Source organism: Streptomyces sp. NBC_01276, assembly GCF_041435355.1.
Lineage (GTDB): Bacteria > Actinomycetota > Actinomycetes > Streptomycetales > Streptomycetaceae > Streptomyces.
Map to the genome: position 1 here is coordinate 5,347,358 of NZ_CP108442.1, position 26,336 is coordinate 5,373,693.

The following is a 26,336-nucleotide window of genomic DNA, read 5'->3' on the forward strand; positions in this document are numbered from 1 at the left end:
CTCATGCAGGTTCTAGGGGCCGCCGGGCCGACGCACGTGGGGCCGTTCCGGGCCGTCGCGGTGCTCGGGCGGGGTGGCATGGGCCGGGTGCTGCTGGCCGTGGGGCCCGACGGGCAGCTCGCGGCCGTCAAGCAGGTGCACGCCGAGCTCGCCCGGGACGAAGGGTTCCGGGCCCGCTTCCGGCGTGAGGTCGAGGCCTCCGGCAAGGTCTCCGGGGCCTACACCGCCCCCGTGATCGACGCGGACCCGGAAGCGGAGACGCCCTGGCTGGCCTCCCGCTTCGTCGCCGGGCCCGCCCTGAGCCAGGCCCTGGACGAGGGCGGGCCGCTGCCCGAGTACGCGGTGCGGCGGCTGGCGTCCGGGCTGGCGCACGCGCTGGCCGACGTCCACGGGGCCGGGCTGATCCACCGCGACCTCAAACCGTCGAACGTGCTGCTCGCCGAGGACGGAGTCCGGGTCATCGACTTCGGCATCGTGCGGGCCGTCGGGGACCAGACCCGGATCACGCACACCGGCATGCTGATCGGCTCGCCCTCGTTCATGTCGCCGGAGCAGGCCCTGGGGCAGGAACTCACCCCGGCCAGCGACGTGTTCTCGCTCGGCGCCACCCTCGTCGCGGCCTGCACCGGGAGGGTGCCGTTCGGCGGCGGGGGCGCGGTGCCCAAGGTCCTGCTCGACGTGGTCCATGCCGAGCCCGACCTGGACGGGGTGCCGGCGGGCCTGCGCGGGATCGTGGAGCGGTGCCTCGCCAAGGACCCCGCCGCGCGGCCCGCGCCGTGGGAACTGCTCGACCTGGTCGGGCGGGTCCGGCCGGCCGAGGAGGCCTGGCCCGAGCCGGTGCCGCGGCTGACCGCCGAGCAGCGGGCGGAGGTGGCCGGGCTGGTGACCGTACCGCCTCCGCGTACCGTTCCCGCGCCGGATCCCGGGCCGCCGGTCGAGCCGCCGTCCGTCGAGCCGCCGCCCGTGCCGCGGCGCCGGTGGAACCCGTACCTGGTCGCGGCGGCCGTCGCGGTCGTCATGGCCGCCGCCACCGGACTGACGGCCACCGGGCGGCACTTCGTCTGGCTCGCGTACACCTCCGCCGTGCCGGAGAGCGTGCCGACCCCCGGCGGGATCCCGCTCGCGCAGGTGGGCGACAAGTACCGGCCGCAGCGGATGACCTGCGAGCAGCTCGCGTCGGGGATGACCGTACCGGCCGTGTTCGGCAAGCCGACGGGCCAGGGCCTGGATGAGCACAACGGCGGTTGGGCGGGCCTGGACAACGTCTGCGTCTGGCGGACCGGTGGCGGTGACGAGGTCTTCGTCTCCTGGCGGGTCTTCGTCTCCCGGCCCGGTGGAAAGACCGGCGCCGAGCAGGCGAAGAGCGCGTACGAGGACGGCTACCGACGCGGCGAGACCAGACGCGACGGCACCCTCGGCTTCGCCCAGGAGGGTCTGTGGCAGCAGAAGGGGAGGAAGGACGGCGAGAACTGCGTCCTGACCGCGCGGGACATCAACCAGACGGTGTCCGTGTCCGTGAGCGGGGTCAACTATCCCCAGGGCCGGTGCGAGGCCCTCACCAGGAAGTTCGGCAAGAACGCCATGGAGGCGATTCCCCGATGATGAGGCCGCTCGGCGCCGGTGCCCCGGCCGTGGCGGGACCGTACCGGCTCCTCGCGGAGCTGGGCAGCGGCGGCATGGGCCGGGTCCTGTTGGGGGCCGGGCCGGACGGGCGGCTGGTCGCCGTCAAGCAGGTGCACGCCCGGTTCGCCGACGACGACGGCTTCCGGGCCCGCTTCCGGCGGGAGGTCGCCGCCTCCCGGAAGGTGTCCGGCGCGTACACGGCCGCCGTGATGGACGCCGACGCCGAAGCGCCGACCCCGTGGCTGGCCTCGGTGTTCGTGGCGGGGCCCTCGCTGGGCGCGGCCGTCGAGGCCCTGGGCACGCTGCCGGAGGAGACCGTACGCCGCCTCGCGGCCGGGCTGGTGACGGCGCTCGCGGAGATCCACCGGGCCGGGCTGATCCACCGGGACCTCAAGCCGGACAACGTGCTGCTCGCGGAGGGCGGCGTCCGGGTGATCGACTTCGGCATCGCGCGGGCCGCCGAGCGCGGGACGGACACCCGGCTGACGCAGACCGGCTGGATGATCGGCTCGCCCGCCTCCATGTCGCCCGAGCAGGCCTAGGGGGTGTCTGACGGATGTCCGTGGGGAAGGAGCGGCGTCCGGTGCGTGCTCTCGGCGTGCCGACCGGAAGCCCGCGTACTGGACGTACTTGGGCTTTCGGTCGGTGCGGCGAGAGTGCGTGCCGGGCGTCGCGACGCCGCGGATATCCGTCAGACACCCCCTAGTGACCTGAGTCAGAGATTCGGTGGCAGTAAGCGGCGACTTTGTCGAGGATCTCGTCGGCGGTCTTCGTCCAGACGAAGGGCCGGGGCTGGTTGTTCCAGTCGGCGAGCCAGGCTCGGATGTCGCGTTCGAGGGCCTGGACGGAACGGTGGACGCCGCGCTTCAGCTTCTTCTGTGTGAGCTCGGCGAACCACCGTTCCACCAGGTTCAGCCATGAGGCACTGGTGGGTGTGAAGTGCAGGTGAAAGCGAGGGTGCGCCAGCAGCCACTTCTTGATGTCGGGTGTCTTGTGGGTCGCGTAGTTGTCGAGGATCAGGTGGACCTGAAGATCTGCCGGGACCTCCTTGTCGACCTTGGCCAGGAACTTCTTGAACTCGGCGGCCCGGTGGCGGCGGTGGAGGGAGCCGATGACCTTGCCGGTCGCGACCTCGAGGGCCGCGAAGAGGGTGGTGGTGCCGGCGCGGATGTAGTCGTGGCTTCGGCGCTCGGGAACGCCCGGCATCATCGGCAGAACTGGCTGAGACCGGTCCAGGGCCTGGATCTGCGACTTCTCGTCCACGCACAGGACCAAAGCCTTCTCCGGCGGGTCCAGATAGAGGCCGACAACATCACGGACCTTGTCGATGAACAGCGGATCCGTCGACAGCTTGAACGTCTGCGACCGGTGCGGGGCCAGTGCGAACGCCCGCCAAATCCTTGAGACGGTCGACTGCGACATCCCCGTGGCCGCGGCCATCGACCTCGTCGACCAATGCGTCGCGTTCTTCGGCGTCTCCTCCAGCGTTTTGACGATCACCCGCTCGACATCGGCGTCGGTGATCTTCCGCGGGACGCCCGGACGCGGCTCGTCGCCCAGCCCGTCCAGGCCGTGCTCGATGAAGCGCCGCCGCCAGGTGCGGACCGTGTCCGGAGCGACCCCAAGCCGCCGCGACACCTCCATCACCGAATGGCCTTCCGCGCACTCCAGCACGATCCGCGACCGCTGAGCCAAAGCCTGCGCCGTCGAACGACGACGTAACCAGCCCTCCAGCACAGCACGCTGGGCATCAGTGACCGACAACGGCGGAATCTTCGGACCAGGACGACTCATACCCAAACCAACGACAAACCTCTGACTCAGGTCACTAGGGCAAGCCGCTGACCCCGGCGGGGGACGTGTTCTCGCTCGGGTCGGTCCTGGTGCTGGCGGCGACGGGCAGGAGTCCGTTCTCGGCGGCGACCACCCTCCAGATCCTCTACGACGTGGTCCACGCGGAGCCCGACCTGACCGCGGTGCCGGTGGGGCTGCGCGGGCTGGTGGAGCGGTGCCTGGCCAAGGACCCCGCCGCCCGGCCGGCCCCGGCCGAACTGCTCGCGCTGCTGGGTCCGGTAGCCCCGGTGGGCCGGCAGTGGCCGCCCGCGGTGTACCGGAACGCCGTGCCCGGAGCAGGCGAAGGGGATCGCCCGCGCCGCGGTCGAGGGCGTCCTCTGATCACCCTGCGGTGGGGGCCGGACGGCCGGGCCTCACCGCGGCGGGGTCAGTGCCAGACCTGGTACGGGCCGTCGTTCTCGGCGTGCAGGTGGACGCTGGAGCCGCTGGCGTCCAGGAAGCGGCCGGTGGCCTTGTTCTTCAGCTTCCAGGCGCTGCCGGTCCAGTTCCATGTGGACGTCGTCTTCGTAGCCGGTCAGGCACTCTCCGCCGTGGCCACGCGCTACGACAAGCGCGCCCATGTCTTCTACGGCACCGTCACCGTGGCCTCGATCCGCCTGTGGCTGAGGTCGTGATCAAGCATGTAAAGCGGTGGTCATCCGCCTGCCTGCCCTGACACGATCTGGGCGTGACCACGTTGTTCCTGATGGTCGGCCTGCCCGGGGCCGGCAAGACCACGCGTGCCCGGCAGCTCGCCGAGGAGCACGGTGCCCTGCGCCTGACGCCCGACGACTGGATGATCCCACTATTCGGTGTATCGGAAGCGGACGGGAAGCGCGACGTGCTGGAAGGGCGGATGCTCTGGCTCGCCCTGGAGGCGGTGAAGCTCGGCACCAACGTAGTGGTGGACTACGGTTGCTGGTCCCGAGACGAGCGGTCCGCGATCCGCTGGCTGGTGGCGGCCGAGAACGCGCGCTTCCGCATGATCTACCTGCCGGTAGACACTGCGACCCAACGCGCCCGGATCGCCCATCGCTGGGCGACCACCCCCGAGGAGACGTTGCCGATGTCCGAGGCCGACATCCTGCACGGACGGGCGCATTTCGAGGAGCCCGACACGGCGGAACTCGACGGGCACACGATCGACAGCCCACCGCGCGGGTGGCTGAGCTGGCGGGAATGGGCGGCCGACCGGTGGCCGTCGTTCGCGTGACGGCTTTGGCCCACGACAAAGCCGCGGTGCCGGACGTACCCGCACCAGCCCGCAAAGATCCGCCGGACAGGCCCTGGTGGCGGGCGCCGCTCAGTGGTCGGCATCGGGGAGCGGTCCGGCCTTGGTGACGGCCCCGGTCCAGTAGTCGGGCAGGTCGGCGGGCCGCCAGGAGACTTCCAGTTCCCGGTGGGTCAGCTCCTCGGCCCGGCGGTGGAGCGCGCTCTGTGCCGTCCCGGGCCCACACGTGGGCTCGGGCTGGTCGAGGTGGCCGTCGGCGACGCCGACCGGCGCCTCGAAGTACACGGCGTACCGCCACCGGTCCGGCGTGCGTTACAGGACGAGCGTCTTCGGGGTCCCGATCCTGCGCCAGTACGGCGTCCTCGTGTTTCCCATGGGGGAAGTATCGGCGACGGCCGACCGGCCGCCGGGCTAGGGGGTGTCTGACGGATATCCGCGGCGTCGCGACGCCCGGCACGCACTCTCGCCGCACCGACCGAAAGCCCAAGTACGTCCAGTACGCGGGCTTCCGGTCGGCACGCCGAGAGCACGCACCGGACGCCGCTCCTTCCCCACGGACATCCGTCAGACACCCCCTAGCCGGCGTCGCCGCCGTTGTTCCCGCCCCCGCCGAGCCGACGGCGGCGCTTCGCGGAGCGGCGCAGCAGCTCGCCCGCGCCGAGGGTCACGGCCGCCACGGCGCGGACCCAGCCGGGGCCGCCGCGCGCCGCCCACACCACGCACACGCACCCGCCGACGGCGATCACCAGGACGCCGAGCAGTACCAGAAAAGTCATCTTCCCCACCTTCAAGGTCGTCCCCGTCCCGGAATTCTGCCAGGTCGGGGCCATCGGGTCGGAGCGTGTCGCGGCGGCCCGGGGGGAGGCGCCGAAGAACACCGCCATCTGACCTTCCGTCAGATTGGAACGTGTTCTAGTCTGCCGCGCATGGGCATCGGAATCACGCAAGAGCAGCGGGAGTTGGCCGACGCCGTGCGCGGCTGGGTGGGGCGGGCCGTGCCGCCCGAGGAGGTGCGCAAGCTGCTCGACACCCCGCCGTGGACCGGTGAGCGGCCCGGCTACTGGGACGGGCTCGCGGCGGCCGGACTGCTGGCGCCGCACCTGGAGGGCGGGACCCTGCTGGACCTGGCCGTCGTGGTGGAGGAGGCCGCCCGGGGGGCGCTCCCCGGGCCGTTCCTGCCGAGCGCGCTGGCCTCCGTACTCCTGGACCGGGCCGGGGCCGAGCCGCTCGACGGCCGGGTCGGGGCGGTCGCCCTGGGGCCCGGCGGTGTCACCGCCGTCGCCGTCGAGGGGGGCGGGTACCTGCTGGACGGGCTCGCGCCGCCCGTGCTGGGCGCGGGCGAGGCCGACCTCGTACTGGTCGCCGCCGAGGCCGGGCACGGCACCCGCTGGTTCGCCGTGGACGCCGCCGCGCTGGACGTCCGTACCCACGAGGGCGCCGATCCGACCCGGCCCACCGCCGAGGTGCGGGCGCGCGGGGTCCTCGTCCCGGCCGGCCGGCTGCTGGAGCTGGACGCGGACCTGGTCCGGGACCTGGCCTGCGTCCTGTTCGCCGCCGACGCCTGCGGCACCGCCGCCTGGGCGGTGCGCACGGCCGCCGAGTACGCGAAGGTGCGCGAGCAGTTCGGGCGGCCCATCGGACGGTTCCAGGGCGTCAAGCACCTGTGCGCCGACATGCTGGTCCGCCTGGAACAGGCCCGCGCCCTCGCCTGGGACGCGGCGAACAGCGCGGACGAGAGCCCCCGGGTGCGTTCCCTGGTGGCCGCGCTCGCCGCCGGGACCGCCCTCGACGCCTCCTACTCCTGCGCCAAGGACTGCATCCAGATCCTCGGCGGCATCGGCTTCACCTGGGAACACGACGCCCACATCCACCTGCGCCGGGCCCTCGTCGCCCGTCAGCTCCTCGGACCCGGCGACGGCCACCGCATCCGGGCCGTCGGCCTCGCCGCGGGCGGCGCGCGCCGCGAGCTGCGGCTGGAGCTGCCCGAGGCCGCCGAGGCGTACCGGGAAGGCGCCCGCGCCGCCGCCCGGGACGCGCGCGGCCTCGGCCCGGCCGCCGCCCGCCGCGCCCTCGCCCCGACCGGCTACGCGGCCCCGTACCTGCCCCGCCCCTACGGGCTCGGCGCCGGACCCCTGCAACAGCTCGTCGTACAGCAGGAACTGAAGGCGGCCGGCGTCGTGCTCTCCGACCTCGGCATCGCCACCTGGGTCGTGCCCTCGCTGCTCGCCTACGGGACCGACGCGCAGCGCGAGGCCCACGTCCTGCCCACGCTGCGCGGGGACACGACCTGGTGCCAGCTCTTCTCCGAACCGGGCGCCGGATCCGACCTGGCCTCCCTGCGCACGAGGGCCGAACGGCTGGAGGACGGCTCCTGGAGGGTCAACGGACAGAAGGTGTGGACGAGTTCCGCGCACACCGCCGACTTCGGCATCCTCCTCGCCCGCACCGACCCGGCCGTCCCCAAGCACAAGGGCCTCGGCTACTTCGTCGTCGACATGAAGAACACCCCCGGCATCGACGTCCGCCCCCTGAAGGAGATCACCGGCGAGGCCCTCTTCAACGAGGTGTACTTCGACGACGTGCTCCTGCCCGCGGACGCCCTCGTCGGAGCCCCGGACGGGGGCTGGAAGGTCGCCCGCAACACCCTCGGCAACGAACGCGTCCACATGGCCGACCAGATGACCTTCGACACCGGCCTGGAGGCGCTCCTCGCCCGCGCCGCCGACCTCGACGGCTCCTACCGGGCCCGGATCGGCGCCCTGGCCGCCGAGGCGCACGCCCTCGCCTGCATCGGCCTGCGCACCACCCTCCAGCAGGTGTCCGGGCTGGAGCCGGGCGCGGGCGCATCCGTACGCAAACTCGTCCAGACCCCCCACCAGCAGCGGACCGCCGAGCTCGCGCTCGAACTGCTGGGCCCGGCGGGCGCGGTGCGGGAGGGGGTGGGGGAGCGGGCCGTGCACGGCATGCTCATGTCCCGCTGCCTGACCATCGCCGGGGGCACCACACAGGTCCAGCTCAACGTCGTCGCCGAGCGCATCCTCGGCCTCCCGCGGGACTGAAGGGGAAGGGAAGGCACCACATGAAGGCCTACATCGTCGGCGTCGGCATGACGAAGTTCGAGAAGCCGGAATCGCGCGACTGGCAGTACTGGGACATGGTGCGGGAGGCGGGCGCGGCGGCGCTGGCCGACGCGGGCGTGGACTACGGGCTCGTCGAGCAGGTGCCCGTCGGCTACTGCTTCCAGGCCTCCACCGCGGGCCAGCGGGCCGCGTACGAACTGGGCCTGACCGGGGTGCCCGTCTACAACGTCAACAACAACTGCGCCACCGGCTCCACGGCCCTGATGATGGCCCGCCAGTTCGTCGAGGGCGGGCTGAACGACTGCGTCCTGGCCCTCGGCTTCGAGAAGATGAAGCGCGGCGCCCTCGGCGGCGGCGCCGACGGCGGCGACTTCAAGACGTCCCCGGTCGCCCGCCACTACGGGATCATGGCGGCCGGGCACGGCTTCGAGATGTCCCCGCCCACCGCGCAGATCTTCGGGAACGCCGCCCGCGAGCACATGGAGCGCTACGGGACCACGGCCGCGCAGCTCGCGGCGGTGGGCGCCAAGAACCACCGGCACTCCGCGGACAACCCGAACGCCCAGTTCCAGGACGTGTACACGGTGGAGGAGATCCTCGCCGCGAAGACCATCCACGACCCGCTGACCAAACTCCAGTGCTCGCCCACCTCCGACGGCGCGGCGGCCGCCCTGGTCGTCTCGGAGCGGTTCGTCGTCCGGCACGGGCTGCACGACAGGGCGGTGGAGATCGTCGCCCAGGCCATGACCACCGACACCGCGGACAGCTTCGGCGGATCCTGCATCGACGTCGTCGGCAAGCCCATGACCGCCGCCGCGGCCCGGCGGGTCTACGAGGCCTCCGGTCTGGGCATCGAGGACGTCGACGTCATCGAGCTGCACGACTGCTTCTCCGTCAATGAACTCCTCACCTACGAGGCGCTCGGCATGTGCGCCGACGGGGCCTCCGGCAAGCTCGTCGAGAGCGGCGCCACCACCTACGGCGGCCGCTGGGTCGTCAACCCGTCGGGCGGCCTGATCTCCAAGGGGCACCCGCTGGGCGCCACGGGCCTCGCGCAGGCCGCCGAGCTGGTCTGGCAGCTGCGCGGCGAGGCCGGGGCCCGGCAGGTCCCCGGAGCCGGGGTCGGGCTGGCGCACAACATCGGGCTGGGCGGCGCGGCGGTGGTCACCCTGCTGCGCCGCTGACGGGCCGGGGCCGCCCGGCCCGCCCCGCTCGGCCTTGCCCGGCCCGCCCCGCCCGCCCTGCCCCGCTCGACCTGCCCGCCCCGGCGAGCGGCGGGGGCGGGCAGGGCGGGCGGGGCGTCCCGCGGGGGCGGCGTGTCAGACGCGCACCAGGGCCGGCATCAGGCGCAGCGCGTTCTCCCGGTTCACGGCCCGGCGCAGCGCCGGGGTGAACGCCGGGTCGGCGGCCAGCGCGGGCACCGCGACGTCCGTGACCACGGAGGCCGGGCAGGCCGGCCAGTCGCTGCCGAAGAGGATCCGGTCCGGGGACACCGTGGCCAGCAGGGTGCCCGCCGGGGACAGCGGGCCGGCGGTGTCGTAGTAGAAGCGGTGCAGGTGGTCCCGTACGGCGGCGGGTTCCACGGGCGGGTCGAAGGAGTGCGCGAAGGCCTCCAGCCGGGCCGCGATGTGCGGGAGGAAGCCGCCGCCGTGGGGCAGGATCACCGACAGGTTCGGGAAGCGGTCCAGCGTCCGGTTGCGGATCATGTTCGCGGCGGCGCGGGTGGTGTCGAGGAGGAAGTCGCACAGGAAGTTCGGCAGCCCCGGCACGGTCGCCGCGCCGGGCGGGGCGCCGGGCGGGCCGCCGGGCAGGTTGTGCGGGTGGGTGTCGACGACCGCCGACCGCTCGTCGAGTTCGGCGAAGATCCCGTCGTAGGAGGGGTCGCCGAGGTAGACGCCGCCGTGGTTGGCGGTCACGTTCACGCCGACCGCGCCCAGCTCGTCCAGGCCGTACCGCAGCGCCCACGAGGACACCTCGGGGTCCTCCAGGAACAGCGGGGTGTGGAAGACGAACCGCCCCGGATGTGCCTGGACCACCTCCACCGCCGCCCGCAGGGTGACCTTCGTCGCCTCGCGCAGTTGCGCGGAGCTCTCGTAGCGGGCGTACATCATCGGCTTGAGCACGGCGGTGGCGATTCCCGCCCGGTCCATCAGCCCCAGCGCGGTCTCCGCGTCCCAGCGCGCCCACGGGGCCATCGCCTTCGGGTTCACCAGCCCCCGCCGCTCGGCCCACTCGCGCCAGGCGGGCGCGCAGAAGTGGTGGTGGACGTCGATCACGGCCCGGCTGCCGTCGTCCTCACCGCCCGCCGGGTCCGCCGCGTCCGGCCGTGCCGTTCCGCCGGCGGTGATACCGATCGCTCCGTATTCCGGCATGCGCGCATTCCCTTTCATCGGGCGCGAAAATGGGGATCACCGCACACCCTAGGGCGGGCTCCGGCCGCTTTCCGCCGGACATTCCCCGGAGGGAGCTTTAGGCTCCGAACGGGTCAACGCGGTTTCGTCCACGACGCGCCCGGGGAAAGGAGCCGACTGTCCGTTCCGGGAAAAGCGAAAGGTTTCTGCGCGTGACGACTGAACCGACTGCGGCGGTGAACGACGGCCTCGCGCTGGGCGAAGCGGTGAAGGCGGCGACCCTGAGTACGCCGGAGTACCGGCAGTGCCCCCATCCGGTCTACAAGGTCCTGCGCGAACAGGCCCCCGTCGCCCGGCTCACCCCCCGCCACGGGGTGGACACCTACCTCATCACCCGCTACGAGGACGCCCACGCGGCCCTCGCCGATCCCCGCATCGGCAAGGACATGCACGAGGCCATCGACCTCTACCACGCGCTCTTCGGGGACGCCTGCGAGACGCTCGACGACAACCTCCTCTTCGCGGACCCGCCCCGGCACACCCGGCTGCGCCACATCGCGAAGACCGCGTTCACGCCGCGCCACGTCAAGGACCTGCGCCCGCACATCGAGGAACTCGCGAACGAGCTCCTGGACCGGTGCCCGACGGACGAGCCCGTCGACCTCATGAAGGCCTTCGCGCTGCCGCTGCCCGTCATGGTCATCTGCGAACTGCTCGGCATCGTCGGGGTCGAGCGCACCGAGGTCCTGAAGTGGTTCTCGGTCGTGACGCGCTCCCGGTTCAGCAAGGACATGAAGGAAGACCTCGTAGAGGCCGAACACTGGCTGCGGGACTACTTCACCGAACACATCCGGTGCACCCGCGCGAATCCCACGGACGACTTCCTGACCGTCCTGGTGCAGACGCGGCACGAGGAAGAACCGCTGACCGACGACGAACTCGTCTCGATGATCTGGGTGCTGCTCTTCGCCGGGCACAAGACGACCACCCTGCAGATCGGCAATTCCGTCTTCAATCTGCTCACCCATCCCGAACAGCTGAGGGCGCTGCAGGAGAACCGCGAACTCCTGCCGCAGGCCATCGAAGAACTCCTCCGCTTCGAAGGCTCCGTGGAAACCTCCACCTTCCGGTACGCATTGGAGGACGTGGAAATCGGCGGAACGCTCATTCCGCAGGGCGCGATCGTGCAGATCGCCCTGACGGCCGCCAACCGCGACCCGGAGAAGTTCCCCGCGCCGGACACCCTGGACATCACCCGCGAACACCTCCAGCGCGAACACCTCGGCTTCGGCTTCGGCCCCCACTTCTGCCTGGGCGCCCCGCTGGCCCGGCTGGAGCTGGAGATCTGCCTCACCGCACTGCTCGACCGCTTCCCCGACATGGTCCTGGCGCTGCCGGACTCCGAGGCCGGGGACTGGCTCAAGGGGCCGTTCCCGGCCTTCCGGGGGCTGGAGAAGCTGCCCGTGGCGCTGGACCCCTCGCGGACGGTCGACGACTGGACCGCCCCGGCTCCCGGGCGGGGCGCCTGACACCGGGGCCCCCGCCCCGTAGGGGAAGGCCCTCCGCCTCAGCCGCCGGCGGAGTGCCTTCCCCTACGCGCGCCACGGCAGGCCGTGCGCCACGGTCCGCGCTGCGGACCCGGGCCACGGACCCGGGCCACGGACCCGGGCCACGGACCCGGGCCACGGACCCGGGCCACGGACCCGGGCCACGGACCCGGGCCACGGACCCGGGCCACGGACCCGGGCCACGGACCCGGGCCACGGTCCGCGCTACGGGCCCGCGAGGGACGGGTCCACCACCGTTTCGCCCGTGGCCGCGCGGCGCATGCACTCCGCCAGCTCCGCGACCGGCCCGTCCCGCAGGACCAGCCCCGCGGCGCCCGCCGCCAGGGCCGCCTCCCGCAGCCCGGGGTGCGCCGAGCCCGTGGCGACCAGGACCCGGCACTCCGGATCGTCCTCCAGCAGGGCCGTCACCGAGGCGAGGTCCTCCACCAGCGCCACCGCCGGCCGGGCCGTCGCGGAGGTGACCACCTCGATATCCGGCTGGAGGCCGAGATGGACCGCGAGGGCCGGGTCCGGCGGGTCGAGCAGGACGCGCAGGGAGCGGGCGGGCCGGTGCGTCACGGGCATTTCGTCCACCGGCGCAGCGTAACGCCCCCCACCTGGGGCAGGCGGCAACACGCCACCCCGCCGCCCGATCTGACGTGAAGTCAGGAGTCTTCCCAAGTGATCGGGCGTGCGTTATACATTCCTTCAACCGGCGCTAGAACGCGTTCTAGAACGGTTCCGCGTACGACCTCGGTGCGGCTGACGGTGCGGACGGCCGCGCCGAGGTCTTCCAAGGCAGCGGTGCTCGCGCGAGATCGCGGCGCCCCGACCCAGGGAGCAGCATCCCCATGCCGATCGATGCCGCCAAGGCCCTCGCCGCCGAACCCCGCCAGGGGGACATCGGCTGGGACCACAAGGACATCCAGCTCTACCACCTCGGCCTCGGTGCCGGGCTCCCGGCCACCGACCCCGACGAGCTGCGCTACACCCTGGAGTCCAAGCTCCACGTGCTGCCCAGCTTCGCGACCGTCGCCGGCGCCGGCATGGCCATGCTGGGCGGCCTCGCGGCCCCCGGCATCGACGTGAACCTCGCCGCCGTCCTGCACGGCGGGCACTCCATCGAGCTGCACCGCCCGATCCCCGTCAAGGGGCGGGCCACCTCCACCTCCAAGGTCGCCGCCGTCTACGACAAGGGCAAGGCGGCCGTGATCGTCCTGCGCTCCGAGGTCGCGGACGCCGACGGGCCGCTGTGGACCAGCGACGCGCAGCTCTTCGTCCGGGGAGAAGGCGGCTTCGGCGGCGAGCGCGGGCCCTCCGTCAGGGCCGGACAGCCCGAGCGGGCCCCCGACCGCACCGAGGAGCGCACCATCCGCGAGGAGCAGGCCCTGCTCTACCGGCTCTCCGGTGACTGGAACCCCCTGCACGCCGACCCGGAGTTCGCCAAGCTGGCCGGCTTCGACCGGCCGATCCTGCACGGGCTCTGCTCGTACGGGATGGCCCTCAAGGCCGTCGTCGACACCGTCCTCGGCGGCGACGTCTCCCGGGTCCGCGCCTACCGCACGCGCTTCGCCGGGATCGTCTTCCCCGGCGAGACGCTGCGCATCCGGATGTGGCAGGAGACCGGCCGGGTCCTGGTCTCGGTGACCGCCGTCGACCGGGACGACGCCCCGGTCCTCGCCGACACCGTCGTCGAACACGCGTAAGACCGTCCGACCTGCGACCACAGAAGGAGCCGCACCGTGCGCGCAGCACTGCAGAGCGAGATAGGCCAGGACAAGCTGGAGGTCGTCGACGACATCGAGGCCGTGGGCCTGGGCCCCGGCAAGGTGAAGATCCGCATCAGGGCCACCGGCCTGTGCCACTCCGACCTCTCCGCGATGAGTGGCGTACTGCCGCAGCCGGCCCCCTTCGTCCCCGGCCACGAGGGCTCCGGGGTGATCGCCGACGTGGGTGACGGGGTCACCCACCTCAAGCAGGGCGACCGGGTCCTGGTCTGCTGGCTGCCGCCGTGCGGGCACTGCGCGGCCTGCAAGCGCGGGCAGGGCCACCTCTGCCTGGAGAGCCTCGTCAACGCGGGCACCCCCAACTTCCGGCGCGCGGGCGGGGACGTCTTCGGCTTCGCCGCCACCGGCACCTTCGCCGAGGAGCTCGTCGTCGACGCCAAGTGCGCCGTCCCGATCCCCGACGACGTGCCCTTCGACATCGCCGCCCTCATCGGCTGCGGCGTCACCACCGGGCTGGGCGCCGCCATCAACACCGCCAAGGTGGAGGCCGGTTCCTCGGTCGCCGTCATCGGCTGCGGAGGCGTCGGCATCTCCGTCATCCAGGGCGCCAAGCTGCAGGGCGCCGCGCAGATCGTCGCCGTCGACCCCGTCGCCTCCCGGCGCGAGGCGGCCCTGCGCTTCGGCGCGACGGAGGCCGTGGCCCCCGATGCCCTGGACGACGCCAAGAACCGGATCACCTCCGGGGAGGGCTTCGACTACGTCTTCGAGGTCGTCGGCAAGTCCGCCACCGCGCAGACCGCCTACAAGACGACCCGCCGCGGCGGCAGCGTCGTCATCGTCGGCGCCGGCGCCCTCGACGACACCTTCCAGGTCGACATGTTCTCGCTGTTCTTCGACGAGAAGAAGATCCTCCCGTCGATGTACGGGGGCGGGGACGTGCTCCGCTCCTACGAGCGCACCATCGCCCTGTGGCGGGCCGGCCGGGTCGACCTGGAGAGCCTGATCACCCACCGGGTCCGGCTCGCCGAGATCAACGACGCCCTCGACCAGATGCGCACCGGCGTCGCGCTGCGCACCTGCATCGAACTCTGACCCGCTCTGAGAGGAATCCGGTAGATGTCACTGCCACTTGAGGGGCTCAGCGCCGTCGTCACCGGCGCCGGCCGCGGTCTCGGCCGGGCCGAGGCGATCGAACTGGCCCGCCTCGGCGCGAGCGTGGTCGTCAACGACTTCGGCCAGAGCGGCCGGGACGGTTCGGGGGAGGCGTCCGCCGCCCCGGCCGAGGAGGTGGCCGCCGAGATCCGTGCGGCGGGCGGACGGGCGGTGGCGCACCTCGGTGACGTGGCCGACTTCGAGCAGGCCCGGGACCTGGTGGAACTGGCCGTCTCCCGGTTCGGCAGGCTGGACGTCCTCGTCAACAACGCGGGCATCCTGCGGGACCGGATGATCTTCTCCATGTCGGAGGAGGAGTGGGACTCGGTGATCCGGGTCCACCTCAAGGGTCACTTCAACACCACCCACTTCGCCGCCGCGCACTGGCGGGAACGCTCCAAGGCGGCGGGCGGCCCGGTCTACGGCCGGATCGTCAACACCTCCTCCGAGGCCTTCCTCGGCGGCTCGGCGGGCCAGCCCAACTACGCGGCCGCCAAGGGCGGCATCGTGGGCCTGACCACCTCGACCGCCCTGGCCCTGGCCAAGTACGGGGTGACGGCCAACGCCATCTGCCCGCGCGCCCGCACCCGGATGACCGAGGACGTCTTCGCGGGCTTCCAGGAGCCGGAGGAGGGCAAACTCGACGCCCTCGCCCCCGAGCACGTCGCCCCGCTGGTCGGCTACCTGGCCTCGCCGGCCTCGGCGAAGGCCAACGGGCAGCTGTTCGTCGTGCACGGCGGGATCGTGGTCGTGATGGAACGCCCCAGGGTGGCGGCCAAGTTCGACACCGCCAAGGAGTCCTTCTCCTACGAGGAGCTCGACGGGCTCCTCACCCCGCACTACGACTCCCGCCCGCCGAACGAGACCTTCGCGGCCGCCGAGGTCCTGGGCCTCAAGCACGGCTAGACGGCCGGGGCCGACGGGGGCGCTTCGTCCCCGTCGGTGAGGAAACACACCCGGCGCAGATCGGCGGGCGCCAGGGGGCCGAGACCGAGGAGGTCCGGGTCGTCCCGGACCTCCTCCCAGAACTGCGCCTCGGTCGGCGCGGTCCCCAGGACCATCCACGGCGCGCCGTACCCGGTGCGCGCCACCCACACCCCGAGCCGGCGGCGGCCGGAGCCGTACAGCTCCTCCCCGACGGGCGCCTCCTGCATCTCGGCGACCAGGCTCGGCGTGTGCCGGTGGGGGCATCCGGACCGCAGGTGCTCCCGCTCCCACCGGGCGGTGAGCCGCCGCGTCGCCGCGTCGGCCGCGGCGTCGGCGGCGTCCAGCGCCCCTTGGTCGGCGTTCGCGGCGGCGGGCCGGACCACGCGCACCAGCAGGTCCTGCCCGCAAGGCCGGTAGCTGAAGAGTCTGAAGACGTCGGTCTGGCTGCTCACGCGGCCATTGTGCCCGTACGGCGCCCCCGGGCTCAGCCCAGAGGCGCCTGCTGGAGGGGGACCGGGCGCAGGGGCGGGGCCGGGGCGGGGTCCAGACGGACCGGTGGGGGCGGGGACGCGGGCTGGCTGAGGCCGACGATCCCGCAGGGGACCTCCGGGGTGGCGTACGGGAGGTGCAGCCGGCCCTGCGGGGTCCACAGGCCGGTGCCGAGCCAGCCCACCGGGGCGCCGAGCCGGAAGACGCCGCGGTCGGCCGGCCGCCACAGCGCGAGCTCCGACCCTCCGATCCGCAGCGCGACCCCGCAGGTCTCCGGCATCAGGGCCTGGCCCGGCTGCACGGCGAAGGGGTGCGCGTCCGCGATGCGCAGGCACTCCGGGAAGCGGACCGGGCGGGCACTGCCCAGCACTCCCCAGCCGAGCCGGGGTTCGCCCGGGGCGTCGGAGCGGATCAGCAGAAGCCCGCTGTCGGGCGCCGCGAGCAGGAGCCGGTCGTCGCTGTCCTCGGCGATCTGGAGCAGCGGGCTGACCTCGCCGCCCCGCTCCAGGTCCACGGCGACGGCCTTGGTCCGGCCGTCCAGCTCGCGGTCCAGGGCCAGCAGGCGGCCGACCCGGTCCAGCCACACCCCGCCGGAGCAGCGCCCCGGCAGGACGGCGGCCCGGCGCGGCCCGCCGGGGGCTCCGGCGACCTGCCAGACGGTGCTCCGCGCGGGCCCCACCGCCAGGGCGTAGGCCCCGTGTCCGTCGGGGGAGGGCGGCAGCAGGCGGACCCGTACGCCCTCCTCGGCGGGCACCGCGCCGAGCTGGAGCTCCCCCGTGCGCGGCCCGGTCGCGGCGCCCGACGGGTAGAGCAGCGCGAACGCGTGCCGGTCGGCGACACGACGGTGGATCAGCACCCGCCCGTCGGTCAGTGCCAGCACCTCGCTGTCGGCCTCCTCCGGCTGCGCGAGCGGCAACGGCACCGCGTACGGCTCGGGTCCCCCCAGCGTCCACCGCTCCGGGTAGCGCGCCTGCCCCTCCCCGGCCAGCCGCGCGGCATACGCCCCGTCGGCGGCGATCGTGAACGGGGCGGTCGTCGTGATCTCGATGGCGCAGACAGTCATCCGGGCCGTCACCTCCGGATCAGGAAGCTAGTTTTCGAGGCTCCCGGGGTCGCGCACGACTCGGCGGGCTTCACACGTACGGGTGGCCGCGAGCCGATTCGCCGGTGGCGGGGGGTGTGGCTGTGCTGTTCCATATCGGGGCGTTTGGGGTCAGAGAGCGCCCGGCCCCGCCCGACGCCCCCGCGCACCGCCACCGCCCTCCCCCGTCCCGCAGCCCCCGCCGGGGGAGGAAGCCCGAAAAGATGGAGACGGTAACCTTGGCCTGTGCCTCGTCTCTCTGAAGTCATCGCCGCGCTGGACGCTCTCTGGCCCCCCTCGCGGGCCGAGCAGTGGGACGCCGTCGGCACCGTCTGCGGCGACCCCGATGCCGAGGTCACCCGGGTGCTCTTCGCCGTCGACCCCCTGCAGGACATCGTCGACGAGGCGGTGGAGCTGGGCGCCGACCTGCTCGTCACCCACCACCCCCTCTACCTGCGCGGCACCACCACCGTCGAGGCCGGCACCTTCAAGGGCCGCGTCGTGCACACGCTGATCAAGAACGACATCGCGCTGCACGTCGCCCACACCAACGCCGACACCGCCGACCCCGGTGTCTCCGACGCCCTCGCCGGCGCCCTCGACCTGCGCGTCACCGGCCCGCTCGTGCCCGACCCCACCGACCCGGACGGCCGCCGCGGCCTCGGCCGGATCTGCGAGCTGGACCACCCCGAGACCCTCCGCGAGTTCGCGGCCCGCGCCGCGTCCCGGCTGCCGTCGACCACGCAGGGCATCCGCGCCGCGGGCGACCCGGACGCGCTCATCCGTACCGTCGCCGTCAGCGGCGGCTCCGGCGACAGCCTCTTCGAGCAGGTCCGCGCCGCCGGCGTGGACGCCTTCCTCACCGCCGACCTGCGCCACCACCCGGCGTCCGAGGCCCGCGAGCAGAGCCCGCTCGCCCTCGTCGACGCCGCCCACTGGGCCACCGAGTGGCCCTGGTGCGAGCAGGCCGCCGCGCAGCTCGACGCGATCTCCGAGCGCCACGGCTGGGGTCTGCGGACCCACGTCTCGCGCACGGTCACCGACCCGTGGACGGCGCACGCGCCGTCCGTCACCTCCCCCTCTATCTCTGGAGCCCCCAACTGAACGCCGAGCCCGCCGACCAGATCCGACTTCTCGACGTCCAGGCCCTGGACGTCCGGCTGTCTCAGCTCGCCCACAAGCGCAAGTCGCTCCCGGAGCACACCGAGGTCGACTCCCTGACCAAGGACCTCAGCCAGCAGCGCGACCTGCTCGTCGCCGCGCAGACCCAGGCCAGCGACGCCGCCCGCGAGCAGACCAAGGCGGAGCAGGACGTCGACCAGGTCCGCCAGCGCGCGGTCCGCGACCAGCAGCGGCTGGACTCCGGCGTCGGCATCTCGGCCCGGGACCTGGCGAACCTCCAGAGCGAGGTCGTCTCCCTCGCCAAGCGGCAGGGCGACCTGGAGGACGTGGTCCTGGAGGTCATGGAGCGCCTGGAGGCCGCGCAGGAGCGCGTCACCGAGCTGAAGGAGCGGGTCGCCGCCCTGGAGGCCAAGCTCGTCGACGCCACCGCGCGCCGCGACGCCGCCACCGGCGAGATCGACACCGAGGTCGCGAAGATCGGCAAGGACCGCGAGGTCATCGTCGGCTCGATGCCCGCCGACCTGATGGCCCTGTACGAGAAGATCCGCGTCAAGCAGGGCGGCGTCGGTGCGGCCCGCCTGTACCAGCGCCGCTGCGAGGGCTGCCGCCTGGAGCTGGACATGGCCGAGGTCAACGAGATCAAGGCCGCGGCCCGCGACCAGGTCGTCCGGCACGAGAACTGCGGCCGCATCCTCGTCCGTGCGGCGGACTCGGGCATCTGATGCCGCGTTTCGTCGTGGAGGCGGACGGCGGTTCCCGGGGCAACCCGGGTCCCGCCGGCTACGGCGCGGTCGTCCTCGACCCGGCGACGGGGGAGACCCTGGCCGAACGCGCCGAGTTCATCGGCGTCGCGACGAACAACGTCGCCGAGTACAAGGGCCTGATCGCCGGACTGAGGGCGGCGCGTGAGCTGGCGCCGGACGCGACGGTCCTGGTCCGGATGGACTCCAAGCTCGTCGTCGAGCAGATGTCGGGCCGCTGGAAGATCAAGCACCCCGACATGAAGCCGCTCGCGGCGGAGGCCGCGAAGGTCCTTCCGCGCGCGCAGGTCACCTACGAGTGGATCCCGCGCGAGCGCAACAAGCACGCCGACCGGCTCGCCAACGAGGCGATGGACGCGGGCAAGCGCGGCGCGCAGTGGGAACCGTCCCGCTCCACGGCCTTCGCCGCCGCCCCGCCGTCCGGTCCCCCCGGCGACGCGACGAAGGGCGCGGCGGCCGTCCGCGCCGCGATGGCCTCCGGCGGTGCGCAGGGATCCCGCGCGGTGGCCGGGGCAGCCGGGGCGGACACCCTGTTCGGCGACCTCACCGAGCACGAACCCCGGCCCGACGCCGCCGCAGCAGCCGCGCAGGCCCGCGCGGCGGAGGCGGAAGCCGCCGCCGTCCGCGCCGCCGCCGTGGTGGCGCGCGACACCGACACGCTGTTCGGCGGGGCCGGGTCCGGGGCGGGGGCTGGGGCTCGCGTGCCCGCCGGCGCGCCGGCCACCGCCGGCACCGGCCCGCGCCCCGCGGCGGGGTCCGACGCCGAGCCGCCGCAGACCGCCGCAGGCACCGGCACCGGATGGGGCCCCGACATGGGCGCGCCCGCCACCTTCGTGCTGCTGCGGCACGGCGAGACCGCCCTCACCCCGCAGAAGCGCTTCTCCGGCAGCGGCGGCACCGACCCGGAGCTGTCCCCGGCCGGCCGCCGCCAGGCCGCGGCCGTCGCCGAGGCGCTGGCCGCGCGGGGCACCGTACAGGCCGTCGTCAGCTCCCCGCTGCGCCGCTGCCGGGAGACCGCCCAGGCCGTCGCCGACCGCCTCGGGCTGCCGGTCACGGTCGAGGAGGGCCTGCGCGAGACGGACTTCGGGGCCTGGGAGGGCCTGACCTTCGCCGAGGTGCGCGAGCGCTTCCCGGACGACCTCCAGGCCTGGCTGGACTCCCCGAAGGCGGCCCCGACCGGCGGCGGCGAGAGCTTCACGGCCGTCACCCGCCGCGTCTCGGCGGCCCGCGACCGGCTGCTGTCCGCCCACGCGGGCCGCATCGTGCTGCTGGTGACCCACGTGACCCCGGTCAAGACGCTCGTCCGCCTCGCGCTGGGCGCGCCGCCGGAGTCCCTGTTCAAGATGGAGCTGTCCGCGGCCTCCCTGTCGGCGGTCGCCTACTACGCCGACGGCAACGCCTCGGTCCGCCTCCTGAACGACACCTCGCACCTGCGGTAGCGGAGCGTCACGCGAGGCCCCCGCCCCACCGGGCGGGGGCCTCGCGCCGTGTCCGGCCGCAGCCGCCGCGACGGTCGTCAGTCCGCGCATGCTCCGGAGGAGCCCCAGAGCAGGAACTCGTCGCCGGCGGTGGCGTCCTCGACGAGGACCGCGTACCTGGCGTAGGGCCAGTCCGCCGTTTCCGCGGACGCGGCGGCCAGGTCCCCGCAGGACTGCCGCGCCGCCGTCCGCGCCCAGTCGTCGCGGGTGGCACCGTCCCACGCGGGCTTGGCCGCCCACACGTACATCACCCGGTTCCCGGGGTCGAACCCGACGCTCAGGTTGTCGTGGCCGAGCCGGTGGTAGCCGTCGTCGGGGTTGCCGGCGTTCCACGCCCGGATGACCGACGTGGCGATCCGGTCGGCGATGCGGACCTCGTCCGGGTCGCGGGAGGGCACCTGCGCGGCGGCGAGGCCTCCCGCGTCGGGGTACCAGCCGGTTGCCCGCCCCGCCCCGGGGGCGGTGGTGCGGTCGGTCATGGAGGTCGAGCAGGCGGTGTTGGTGCGGAAGTCGTCGGACCAGACGACGGCGGGACCTCCCCGGCGCCCGGTGTCGACGATCACGTAGGTGCGGTACGGGAGGTCCGGGTAGGCGGTACGGAGGTCCCGCAGCCCCAGGCAGGCGGTCCTGGCGACCTCGTGGATCGAACCGAAATCGAGTTCCCGGCCGCCGGAGGTGATGTACACCTCCCCCCGGGGCTGGTGGAAGGTGAGGGAAAAGTCCTGGTCGGGGTGGGTGGTGGCGTCGAGCCAGGCACCGGTGCCCATGGATCCCCGGGCGTCGTTCTCGGCCGGTGTCTGCGCGGCGCGGGCCTGTCGCCAGGTCGCGAGGGTCGGCGCGGTGTCCGTCGCGCCGGCGCCCGCGCCCGCGGCCGACGGGCTGCCGCTGCCGCCGCCGGCGGGGACGGGGGCGGCCGGGGTGCCGGTCGTGCGCGCCGCTCCGGCGGGGGCGGCGGTGGCGTCGGCCGGGGGACGGGCCGCCTGCTCGGCACGGGTGGCGGGCAGGGCGAGGAGTCCTCCGACGAGCCCGCCCACCGCGGCCGCACCGACGGCGACGCCGAGCAACAGACGCCCGCGGCGCCGGGCCGGCGCGCCGGGCCAGGCGGGGTCGTGGAGGGCGGGCACCTGCCATGCGGCGCGGACGGGATCGGCGGCCAGGGTCGGGGCGGTGCCGGGCACGAGGACCTGTGTCGCATGGGCGCAGAGCAGGTCCGTGCACCGTTCGGCGGCCCGCGCGGCCGTCGGCCGGTCGTCCGGGTCCTTCGCGAGGGCCTCCTCCAGGACCTCCCGCAGGGCTGCGGGCACGCCGCCGAGGTCGGCCTCGCCGGACAGGATGCGGAAGGCGACCACGTCGGGCGCGCCGGAGCCGAAGGGGAGCCGGCCGGTCGCCGCGTGGGCGACGAGGGCCCCCCAGGCGAACACGTCACCGGCCGGGCCCGCGGTGCCCGTGCGGTAGTGCTCCGGGCTGATCCAGCCCGGCGTACCGGTCATCACACCGGTCCGGGTGACGGAGGTGCCGTCGGCGGCGTGGGCGATGCCGAAGTCCAGGACCCTCGGCCCCGCCGGACTGAGGATGACGTTCTGCGGTTTCACGTCCCGGTGGACCACGTCCGCGCGGTGGATCGCGGCGAGGGCCTGCGCGGTGCCGGCCGCGAAGGCGTGCAGCGTGCCGCCCGCGAGCGGCCCGTACGCGTGCAGGTACTGGGCGAGGGTCGGTCCGGGCACGTACGCGGTCGCCAGCCACGGGGACCCCGTCTCCGTGTCGGCGGCCAGCAGGGGGACCAGGCAGGGCCCCTGGACGCGCGAGGACAGGGCGACCTCACGGCGGAACCGGGCCCGGAACTCCGGGTCCTGGGCCTGCGCCCGGTGCACGGCCTTGACCGCGACCCGTACGCCCCGGGGATCCAGACCGGCGTGGACGGTGCCCATGCCGCCCGTGCCGAGACGGCCGATGATCCGGTAGGGGCCGATCGTCGCCGGATCACCGGGGTGGGCGGGGTCGACCCGCCCGCCGGGGCCATGGGTGCTCACGGGTGCTTCCTTCTGTCCGCGCGGGCTCGCAGGCGGAGCGTCTCATTTCCGGGAGTTCCGATGGCGCGCTTTGGCGTTTTGTCCAGGCTGATCACCACCGAGCTCGGGGCCGCCGGGGATCGGATCGACGCGGTCACGCTCGCCAGGGGCGAGAAGGTCACCGGGGCCGTCACCGTCAAGGGGAAGATCACCGCGAAGACGGTCCGCTTCACGAACGGGCTGCTCGGGAGGAGCCGCAGCACCTCGGTGAAGCAGCCGCGGGCCCTGTTCCGGAAGCCGGGGAGGGATACGGCAGACGAGCCGGCCTGTACGCCGGGTTCTGTCGCCCGGAGACCTCGCGGTCGCCGGGGAGACGGCCATCCATCTAGGACCGGCGTTGCCGCCGGCCTCGTGCGGTCTACCCGCGAACATCGGGCGGGCAGCCCTCAAGCGTTCGCGCAGACCCGTCCGGGGACGGATCCTCTTGACCTTGCTCCAGGTGGGGTTTACCTAGCCGCCTGAGTCACCTCAGGCGCTGGTGGTCTCTTACACCACCGTTTCACCCTTACCGGGGACCGAAGTCCCCGGCGGTCTGTTTTCTGTGGCACTGTCCCGCGGGTCACCCCGGGTGGGCGTTACCCACCACCCTGCCCTGTGGAGCCCGGACGTTCCTCGGCGGGATCCTGGGACCCCGACGCGGCCGCCCGGCCGACTCGTCTGTCGTGTCGACCATGCTACCGGCTGTCCACGGCGGCTTGACCTTGACGCAGCGGCAGGGTTTCTACTGGGCGCCATGCGGATCGGAGAGATCGCCGCGCTCGTCGGGCTCACCACCCGCGCGATCCGGCACTACCACCATGTCGGGCTGCTCCCGGAACCGGAGCGGCGCCCCAACGGATACCGGACCTACACCGTGCGCGACGCCGTCCTGCTCGCACGGGTGCGCCGGCTCACCGAGCTCGGCCTCGGCCTCGACGAGGTGCGCGACGTGCTCGCCGACGACGCGGGGCGCGAGCCGGCCGAGGTACTCGCCGAACTCGACGCCGACCTCGCCCGCCAGGAGGCCGAACTGGGCTCGCGCCGCCGCAGGCTCGCGGAGCTGCTCGCGGCCGGGCCCGGGGAGGGGGATCCCGTCTCGCCCGCCCTCGACGCGCTGCTCGCACGGGCCCCGGCCACCACCTCCCCGTCCGCCGCCAAGGACCGCGAGCACCTCACCCTGCTCGACGTCACCGGAGCGGCCGGCGAGGAGATGTACGCCGCGCTCGCCCCGCTGGCCGCCGACCCGGGCGTCCTCGCCCTCTACGAGCGGCTCGACGAGCTGGCCGGGGCCCCCGTCGACGACCCCCGCGTCGGCCCCCTCGCCGACGCGCTCGTCGCGGCCGTCCCCGCCGGGCTGCTGGACGCGGTCCCGGCCGACGGACCGGTCGTGCCCGGCCTCCGGGAGGCGCTGCTCGCCGAGTACGCGCCTGCCCAGGCGGAGGTCGTCCGTCGCGTGATGGCGGCGTTCGTGGAACGGGGCCGGACGTGAGCGCCCTGCGTGCGGCGCGGATCGCGGCCGCCGCCGTGCTCCCGGGCGAGCTGCTCCTCGCCGCCTGCCTCGCCGCCGGGCTGCGGCCCCCCGGCTGGCTCCCGCCGGCCGCCGAGCTGCTGGTGTGCGCCGTACTGCTGCTGGAGGCGTGGGTGCTGCGGTCGCTGTACGCGGCGGCCCGCGCGCGGGGCCGGACCCCGCGCGAAGCCCGCCGGGACGCGGTCCGCGCCGCGGTCCCCGAGTCCGTGCGCCGCCTGCTGCTGCACGAGCTGCGGGCCATCGCCTCCCTCGGCCGCTGGGTGGTGCGCCGCACCCACGGGGTGCGTCCCGGGGACCTCGCCGCCGCGTACACCGGACCGCAGACGGCGATGATGTACGGACTGCTCTTCGTGTCGGTGATCGAGACCGTCGGGCTGGCCGTGCTGATCCCCTGGCCCGCGGTCCACCGGGTGGTGCTCGTCCTCGACGTGTACGGGGTGCTGCTGGTGCTCGCCCTGCACGCCGCCTGCGTGACCCGGCCGCACGTGGTGCGGCCCGACGGGTCGCTGCGGATCCGCTACGGAGCCCTGTTCGACCTGGCCGTCCCGCCGGACGCGGTGGCCTCCGTACGGGTGGAGCGGCGCTACCCGGAGGGCCGGCTCGTCACCCTCTCCGGGGACGGGGTGCTCGACCTGATCGTGGGCAGCCAGACCACGGTGACCCTGGAGCTGAACCGGCCGCTGGAGTTCCGCAGGCCGCTCGGCGCCCGCGCGTCGGCCCGTACGATCCGCTTCCACGCGGACGACCCGCGGGCCGTGGTCGGCGCGGTACGGCAGCCCGCACCCCCGTGACGGGCCCGTCACGGCCTCGGTCGCGGCTTACTGCGCCGTGGCGAAGAGGATCTTCGCGGTGCCCGGGTCGGCCTGGGTGAGGCGGACCCGGATGCGGTCGCCGAGGGGCAGCGGTGCCGACGGGGACTCGACGCGGCCCACCACCGCCGGGTCCTCCAGGTGGACGGTGCCCACCCGCGGCTCCTGCTCCCTGATGTCGATCACCGTCGCCTCGAAGGTCTCCCCGACCCGGTCCTTGAGCAGGGCCGCCTCCACCAGGTCCACGGACTCCCGCTCCACGGAGTTCGCCAGCCGGCTGCCCTCCGCCATCTCGTGCGGCAGCGCCTCCAGCGCCTCGATGGCCCAACCCGGGAGCCCGGTCCCGGCCGAGGCGGCCAGGCACAGCTCGCCGGTGTACCGGTCGACCAGGCGGCGCAGCGGGGCGGTGCAGTGCGCGTACGGGGCCGCGACCGCGGCGTGCAGGGCCGGGTCAGGGGTCCGCCCGCCGGTGAACACCGTGTACCCGGCGCCGCGCAGCAGGGCCGTGCACTCCTGGAGGAAGGCGGCGTGCGCGGGCAGGCGCGGGTCGAGGGAGCGCACGAGCGCCGCGTACGGGACGTGGTGCGGCCAGTCGATGCGCAGGGCCTTCGCGGCCCGCCGCAGCCGGCCGACCGCGCCGTCGGGGGCGGCGGGGAGGGTGCGCAGGATGCCGGTGCCGGTGGCGATCATGAGGTCGGCCGCGGCCATGCCGGTCATCAGGGAGATCTGGGCGTTCCAGCCGTCGGCGGGCAGCGGGGCGCGGTAGGTCAGGGAGTACGAGCCGTCGGGCCCTTCGACGACCTCCTGCTCCGGGACGTTCAGGGAGATCCCGCCGCGCTCGGTCTCCAGGGCCTCCCGCAGCGTTCCGACGACCTTCAGCAGGGCCAGGGCGGGCTCCGCGGTGCCGGAGTCGATGGCCTTCTGGACGCCGTCGTAGTCGAGCCGGGCCCGGCTTCGGACCAGGGCCCGGCGCACCTCGGTGGTCTCGACGCGGCCGTCGGCGTCCAGGTCGAGGCGCCAGAGCAGGGCCGGGCGGGTCCGGCCGGGCAGCAGGCTGGCCGCGTCCTCCGAGAGGACGGCCGGGTGCAGCGGGATCCGCTCGTCGGGGAAGTAGAGGGTGTTGACCCGGCGGTGTGCCTCGGCGTCGAGGGCGCCGCCCGGGGTGACGAAGGCGGCGACGTCGGCGATGGCGTAGTGCACGCGGTAGCCGCCGGCCGGCCGCAGTGCCAGGTGCATGGCCTGGTCGAGGTCGACCGAGCCCGGGGGGTCGATGGTGAACACCGGCAGGTCGGTGGCGTCCTCGGCCGGCAGCCGCGGGGCGGCGGCGGCCCCTTCGGCCTCGGCGAGCACCTCGGCCGGGAAGGCGGCGGGCACCTCCAGCCGCGTGCGCAGGTCGCGCAGCGCGGCCCGCAGGGCAGCCCCCTCTGCGCCGGTCATGTGCAGGTGACGGCGTGGCATGGGTCGAGCGTAGGGCCGACGGGCCGGGGCGGCGCGGCGAGCGGTCTACCCTGGCTCGGGGGCCGCACCCCCTCGCGCCGCGTCTTGTCGA

The 26,336-nt window shown here is 74.0% G+C and carries 23 protein-coding genes, 1 other RNA gene and 1 pseudogene; 15 read left to right on the top strand and 10 right to left on the bottom strand.

The window, feature by feature from the left end:
• The first annotated feature begins 3 nt into the window (after positions 1-3).
• Both OG295_RS24020 and OG295_RS24025 read left to right on the top strand, forming a co-directional pair.
• Complete coding sequence (locus OG295_RS24020) at positions 4-1,602, top strand: serine/threonine-protein kinase (protein ID WP_371678735.1); 1,599 nt, start codon at positions 4-6, stop codon at positions 1,600-1,602.
• Positions 1,602-2,162: pseudogene (locus tag OG295_RS24025) on the top strand (serine/threonine-protein kinase); the annotation flags it as partial. The gene OG295_RS24020 and the pseudogene OG295_RS24025, both read left to right, overlap by 1 nt.
• A 163-nt stretch (positions 2,163-2,325) precedes the next feature.
• On the opposite strand, the gene OG295_RS24030 reads toward OG295_RS24025, so the two are convergent.
• Entirely contained in the window at positions 2,326-3,417 is a 1,092-nt protein-coding gene (locus OG295_RS24030) for an IS630 family transposase (protein WP_371678736.1), read from the bottom strand.
• 65 nt (positions 3,418-3,482) lie between these two features.
• On the opposite strand from OG295_RS24030, the gene OG295_RS24035 reads away from it, so the two are divergent.
• Positions 3,483-4,091, top strand: a complete 609-nt coding sequence (locus OG295_RS24035) for a hypothetical protein (RefSeq protein ID WP_371678737.1) — start codon at positions 3,483-3,485, stop codon at positions 4,089-4,091.
• A gap of 53 nt (positions 4,092-4,144) precedes the next feature.
• Positions 4,145-4,669, top strand: a complete 525-nt coding sequence (locus tag OG295_RS24040) for an AAA family ATPase (protein ID WP_371678738.1) — start codon at positions 4,145-4,147, stop codon at positions 4,667-4,669.
• Between the two features lie 90 nt (positions 4,670-4,759).
• Here OG295_RS24040 and OG295_RS24045 read toward each other — a convergent pair whose 3' ends face one another.
• Both OG295_RS24045 and OG295_RS24050 read right to left on the bottom strand, forming a co-directional pair.
• Positions 4,760-4,972, bottom strand: a complete 213-nt coding sequence (locus OG295_RS24045; protein ID WP_371678739.1) for a hypothetical protein — start codon at positions 4,970-4,972, stop codon at positions 4,760-4,762.
• 290 nt (positions 4,973-5,262) lie between these two features.
• A complete protein-coding gene (locus OG295_RS24050) occupies positions 5,263-5,463 on the bottom strand; it encodes a hypothetical protein (protein ID WP_371678740.1) in 201 nt (66 codons plus the stop codon).
• A gap of 150 nt (positions 5,464-5,613) precedes the next feature.
• Here OG295_RS24050 and OG295_RS24055 point away from each other — a divergent pair, with 150 nt between their 5' ends.
• Together OG295_RS24055 and OG295_RS24060 are read left to right on the top strand one after the other, a co-directional pair.
• The gene (locus tag OG295_RS24055; protein ID WP_371678741.1) at positions 5,614-7,746 is read left to right on the top strand and encodes an acyl-CoA dehydrogenase; all 2,133 of its coding nucleotides are present in this window, start codon (positions 5,614-5,616) and stop codon (positions 7,744-7,746) included.
• A 20-nt stretch (positions 7,747-7,766) separates the two neighbouring features.
• The gene (locus OG295_RS24060) at positions 7,767-8,951 is read left to right on the top strand and encodes a lipid-transfer protein (RefSeq protein ID WP_266838778.1); all 1,185 of its coding nucleotides are present in this window, start codon (positions 7,767-7,769) and stop codon (positions 8,949-8,951) included.
• Positions 8,952-9,086: 135 nt separating this feature from the next.
• On the opposite strand, the gene OG295_RS24065 is transcribed toward OG295_RS24060, so the two are convergent.
• Entirely contained in the window at positions 9,087-10,139 is a 1,053-nt protein-coding gene (locus tag OG295_RS24065) for an amidohydrolase family protein (protein WP_371678742.1), read from the bottom strand.
• A 191-nt stretch (positions 10,140-10,330) separates the two neighbouring features.
• Between OG295_RS24065 and OG295_RS24070 the strand changes: the two genes are divergently transcribed.
• Positions 10,331-11,647 (top strand): cytochrome P450, encoded by a 1,317-nt coding sequence (locus OG295_RS24070; protein ID WP_371678743.1) that lies wholly within the window; start codon positions 10,331-10,333, stop codon positions 11,645-11,647.
• A 243-nt stretch (positions 11,648-11,890) separates the two neighbouring features.
• Here the strand turns inward: OG295_RS24070 and OG295_RS24075 are convergent, their stop codons facing one another.
• The gene (locus OG295_RS24075; RefSeq protein ID WP_371681289.1) at positions 11,891-12,250 is read right to left on the bottom strand and encodes a DNA-binding response regulator; all 360 of its coding nucleotides are present in this window, start codon (positions 12,248-12,250) and stop codon (positions 11,891-11,893) included.
• Between the two features lie 266 nt (positions 12,251-12,516).
• On the opposite strand from OG295_RS24075, the gene OG295_RS24080 reads away from it, so the two are divergent.
• The 3 genes from OG295_RS24080 to OG295_RS24090 are packed head-to-tail and all read left to right on the top strand — an operon-like array spanning position 12,517 to position 15,450.
• Entirely contained in the window at positions 12,517-13,371 is an 855-nt protein-coding gene (locus OG295_RS24080) for a MaoC/PaaZ C-terminal domain-containing protein (protein WP_371678744.1), read from the top strand.
• 36 nt (positions 13,372-13,407) lie between these two features.
• Positions 13,408-14,484: a Zn-dependent alcohol dehydrogenase gene (locus tag OG295_RS24085; RefSeq protein ID WP_371678745.1), complete on the top strand. Its 1,077-nt coding sequence runs from the start codon at positions 13,408-13,410 to the stop codon at positions 14,482-14,484.
• A gap of 24 nt (positions 14,485-14,508) precedes the next feature.
• The gene (locus tag OG295_RS24090) at positions 14,509-15,450 is read left to right on the top strand and encodes a 3-oxoacyl-ACP reductase (protein WP_371678746.1); all 942 of its coding nucleotides are present in this window, start codon (positions 14,509-14,511) and stop codon (positions 15,448-15,450) included.
• On the opposite strand, the gene OG295_RS24095 is transcribed toward OG295_RS24090, so the two are convergent.
• A complete protein-coding gene (locus tag OG295_RS24095; protein ID WP_371678747.1) occupies positions 15,447-15,923 on the bottom strand; it encodes a hypothetical protein in 477 nt (158 codons plus the stop codon). The two genes, OG295_RS24090 and OG295_RS24095, sit on opposite strands and share 4 nt — an antisense overlap.
• A gap of 32 nt (positions 15,924-15,955) precedes the next feature.
• Positions 15,956-17,023: a hypothetical protein gene (locus tag OG295_RS24100; RefSeq protein ID WP_371678748.1), complete on the bottom strand. Its 1,068-nt coding sequence runs from the start codon at positions 17,021-17,023 to the stop codon at positions 15,956-15,958.
• Positions 17,024-17,287: 264 nt separating this feature from the next.
• Between OG295_RS24100 and OG295_RS24105 the strand changes: the two genes are divergently transcribed.
• From OG295_RS24105 to OG295_RS24115, 3 genes are read left to right on the top strand one after another with little or no spacing between them, the layout of a single operon-like run.
• Positions 17,288-18,145: a Nif3-like dinuclear metal center hexameric protein gene (locus tag OG295_RS24105; RefSeq protein WP_371678749.1), complete on the top strand. Its 858-nt coding sequence runs from the start codon at positions 17,288-17,290 to the stop codon at positions 18,143-18,145.
• Positions 18,142-18,885, top strand: coding sequence for a zinc ribbon domain-containing protein (locus tag OG295_RS24110; protein ID WP_371681290.1), 744 nt, complete (start codon positions 18,142-18,144; stop codon positions 18,883-18,885). The genes OG295_RS24105 and OG295_RS24110 overlap by 4 nt, the downstream gene beginning before the upstream one ends.
• Positions 18,885-20,363 (top strand): bifunctional RNase H/acid phosphatase, encoded by a 1,479-nt coding sequence (locus OG295_RS24115; RefSeq protein WP_371678751.1) that lies wholly within the window; start codon positions 18,885-18,887, stop codon positions 20,361-20,363. Before OG295_RS24110 ends, OG295_RS24115 begins: the two co-directional genes overlap by 1 nt.
• A 77-nt stretch (positions 20,364-20,440) precedes the next feature.
• On the opposite strand, the gene OG295_RS24120 is transcribed toward OG295_RS24115, so the two are convergent.
• Together OG295_RS24120 and rnpB are read right to left on the bottom strand one after the other, a co-directional pair.
• Entirely contained in the window at positions 20,441-22,432 is a 1,992-nt protein-coding gene (locus OG295_RS24120) for a serine/threonine-protein kinase (protein WP_371678752.1), read from the bottom strand.
• Between the two features lie 292 nt (positions 22,433-22,724).
• An RNA gene (gene rnpB, locus OG295_RS24125) (RNase P RNA component class A) lies at positions 22,725-23,127 on the bottom strand.
• Positions 23,128-23,204: 77 nt separating this feature from the next.
• Between rnpB and OG295_RS24130 the strand changes: the two genes are divergently transcribed.
• Complete coding sequence (locus OG295_RS24130) at positions 23,205-23,939, top strand: MerR family transcriptional regulator (protein WP_371678753.1); 735 nt, start codon at positions 23,205-23,207, stop codon at positions 23,937-23,939.
• Entirely contained in the window at positions 23,936-24,769 is an 834-nt protein-coding gene (locus OG295_RS24135) for a hypothetical protein (RefSeq protein ID WP_371678754.1), read from the top strand. Before OG295_RS24130 ends, OG295_RS24135 begins: the two co-directional genes overlap by 4 nt.
• Positions 24,770-24,796: 27 nt before the next feature.
• Here OG295_RS24135 and OG295_RS24140 read toward each other — a convergent pair whose 3' ends face one another.
• Complete coding sequence (locus tag OG295_RS24140; protein ID WP_371678755.1) at positions 24,797-26,245, bottom strand: RNB domain-containing ribonuclease; 1,449 nt, start codon at positions 26,243-26,245, stop codon at positions 24,797-24,799.
• Between the last annotated feature and the right edge of the window lie 91 nt (positions 26,246-26,336).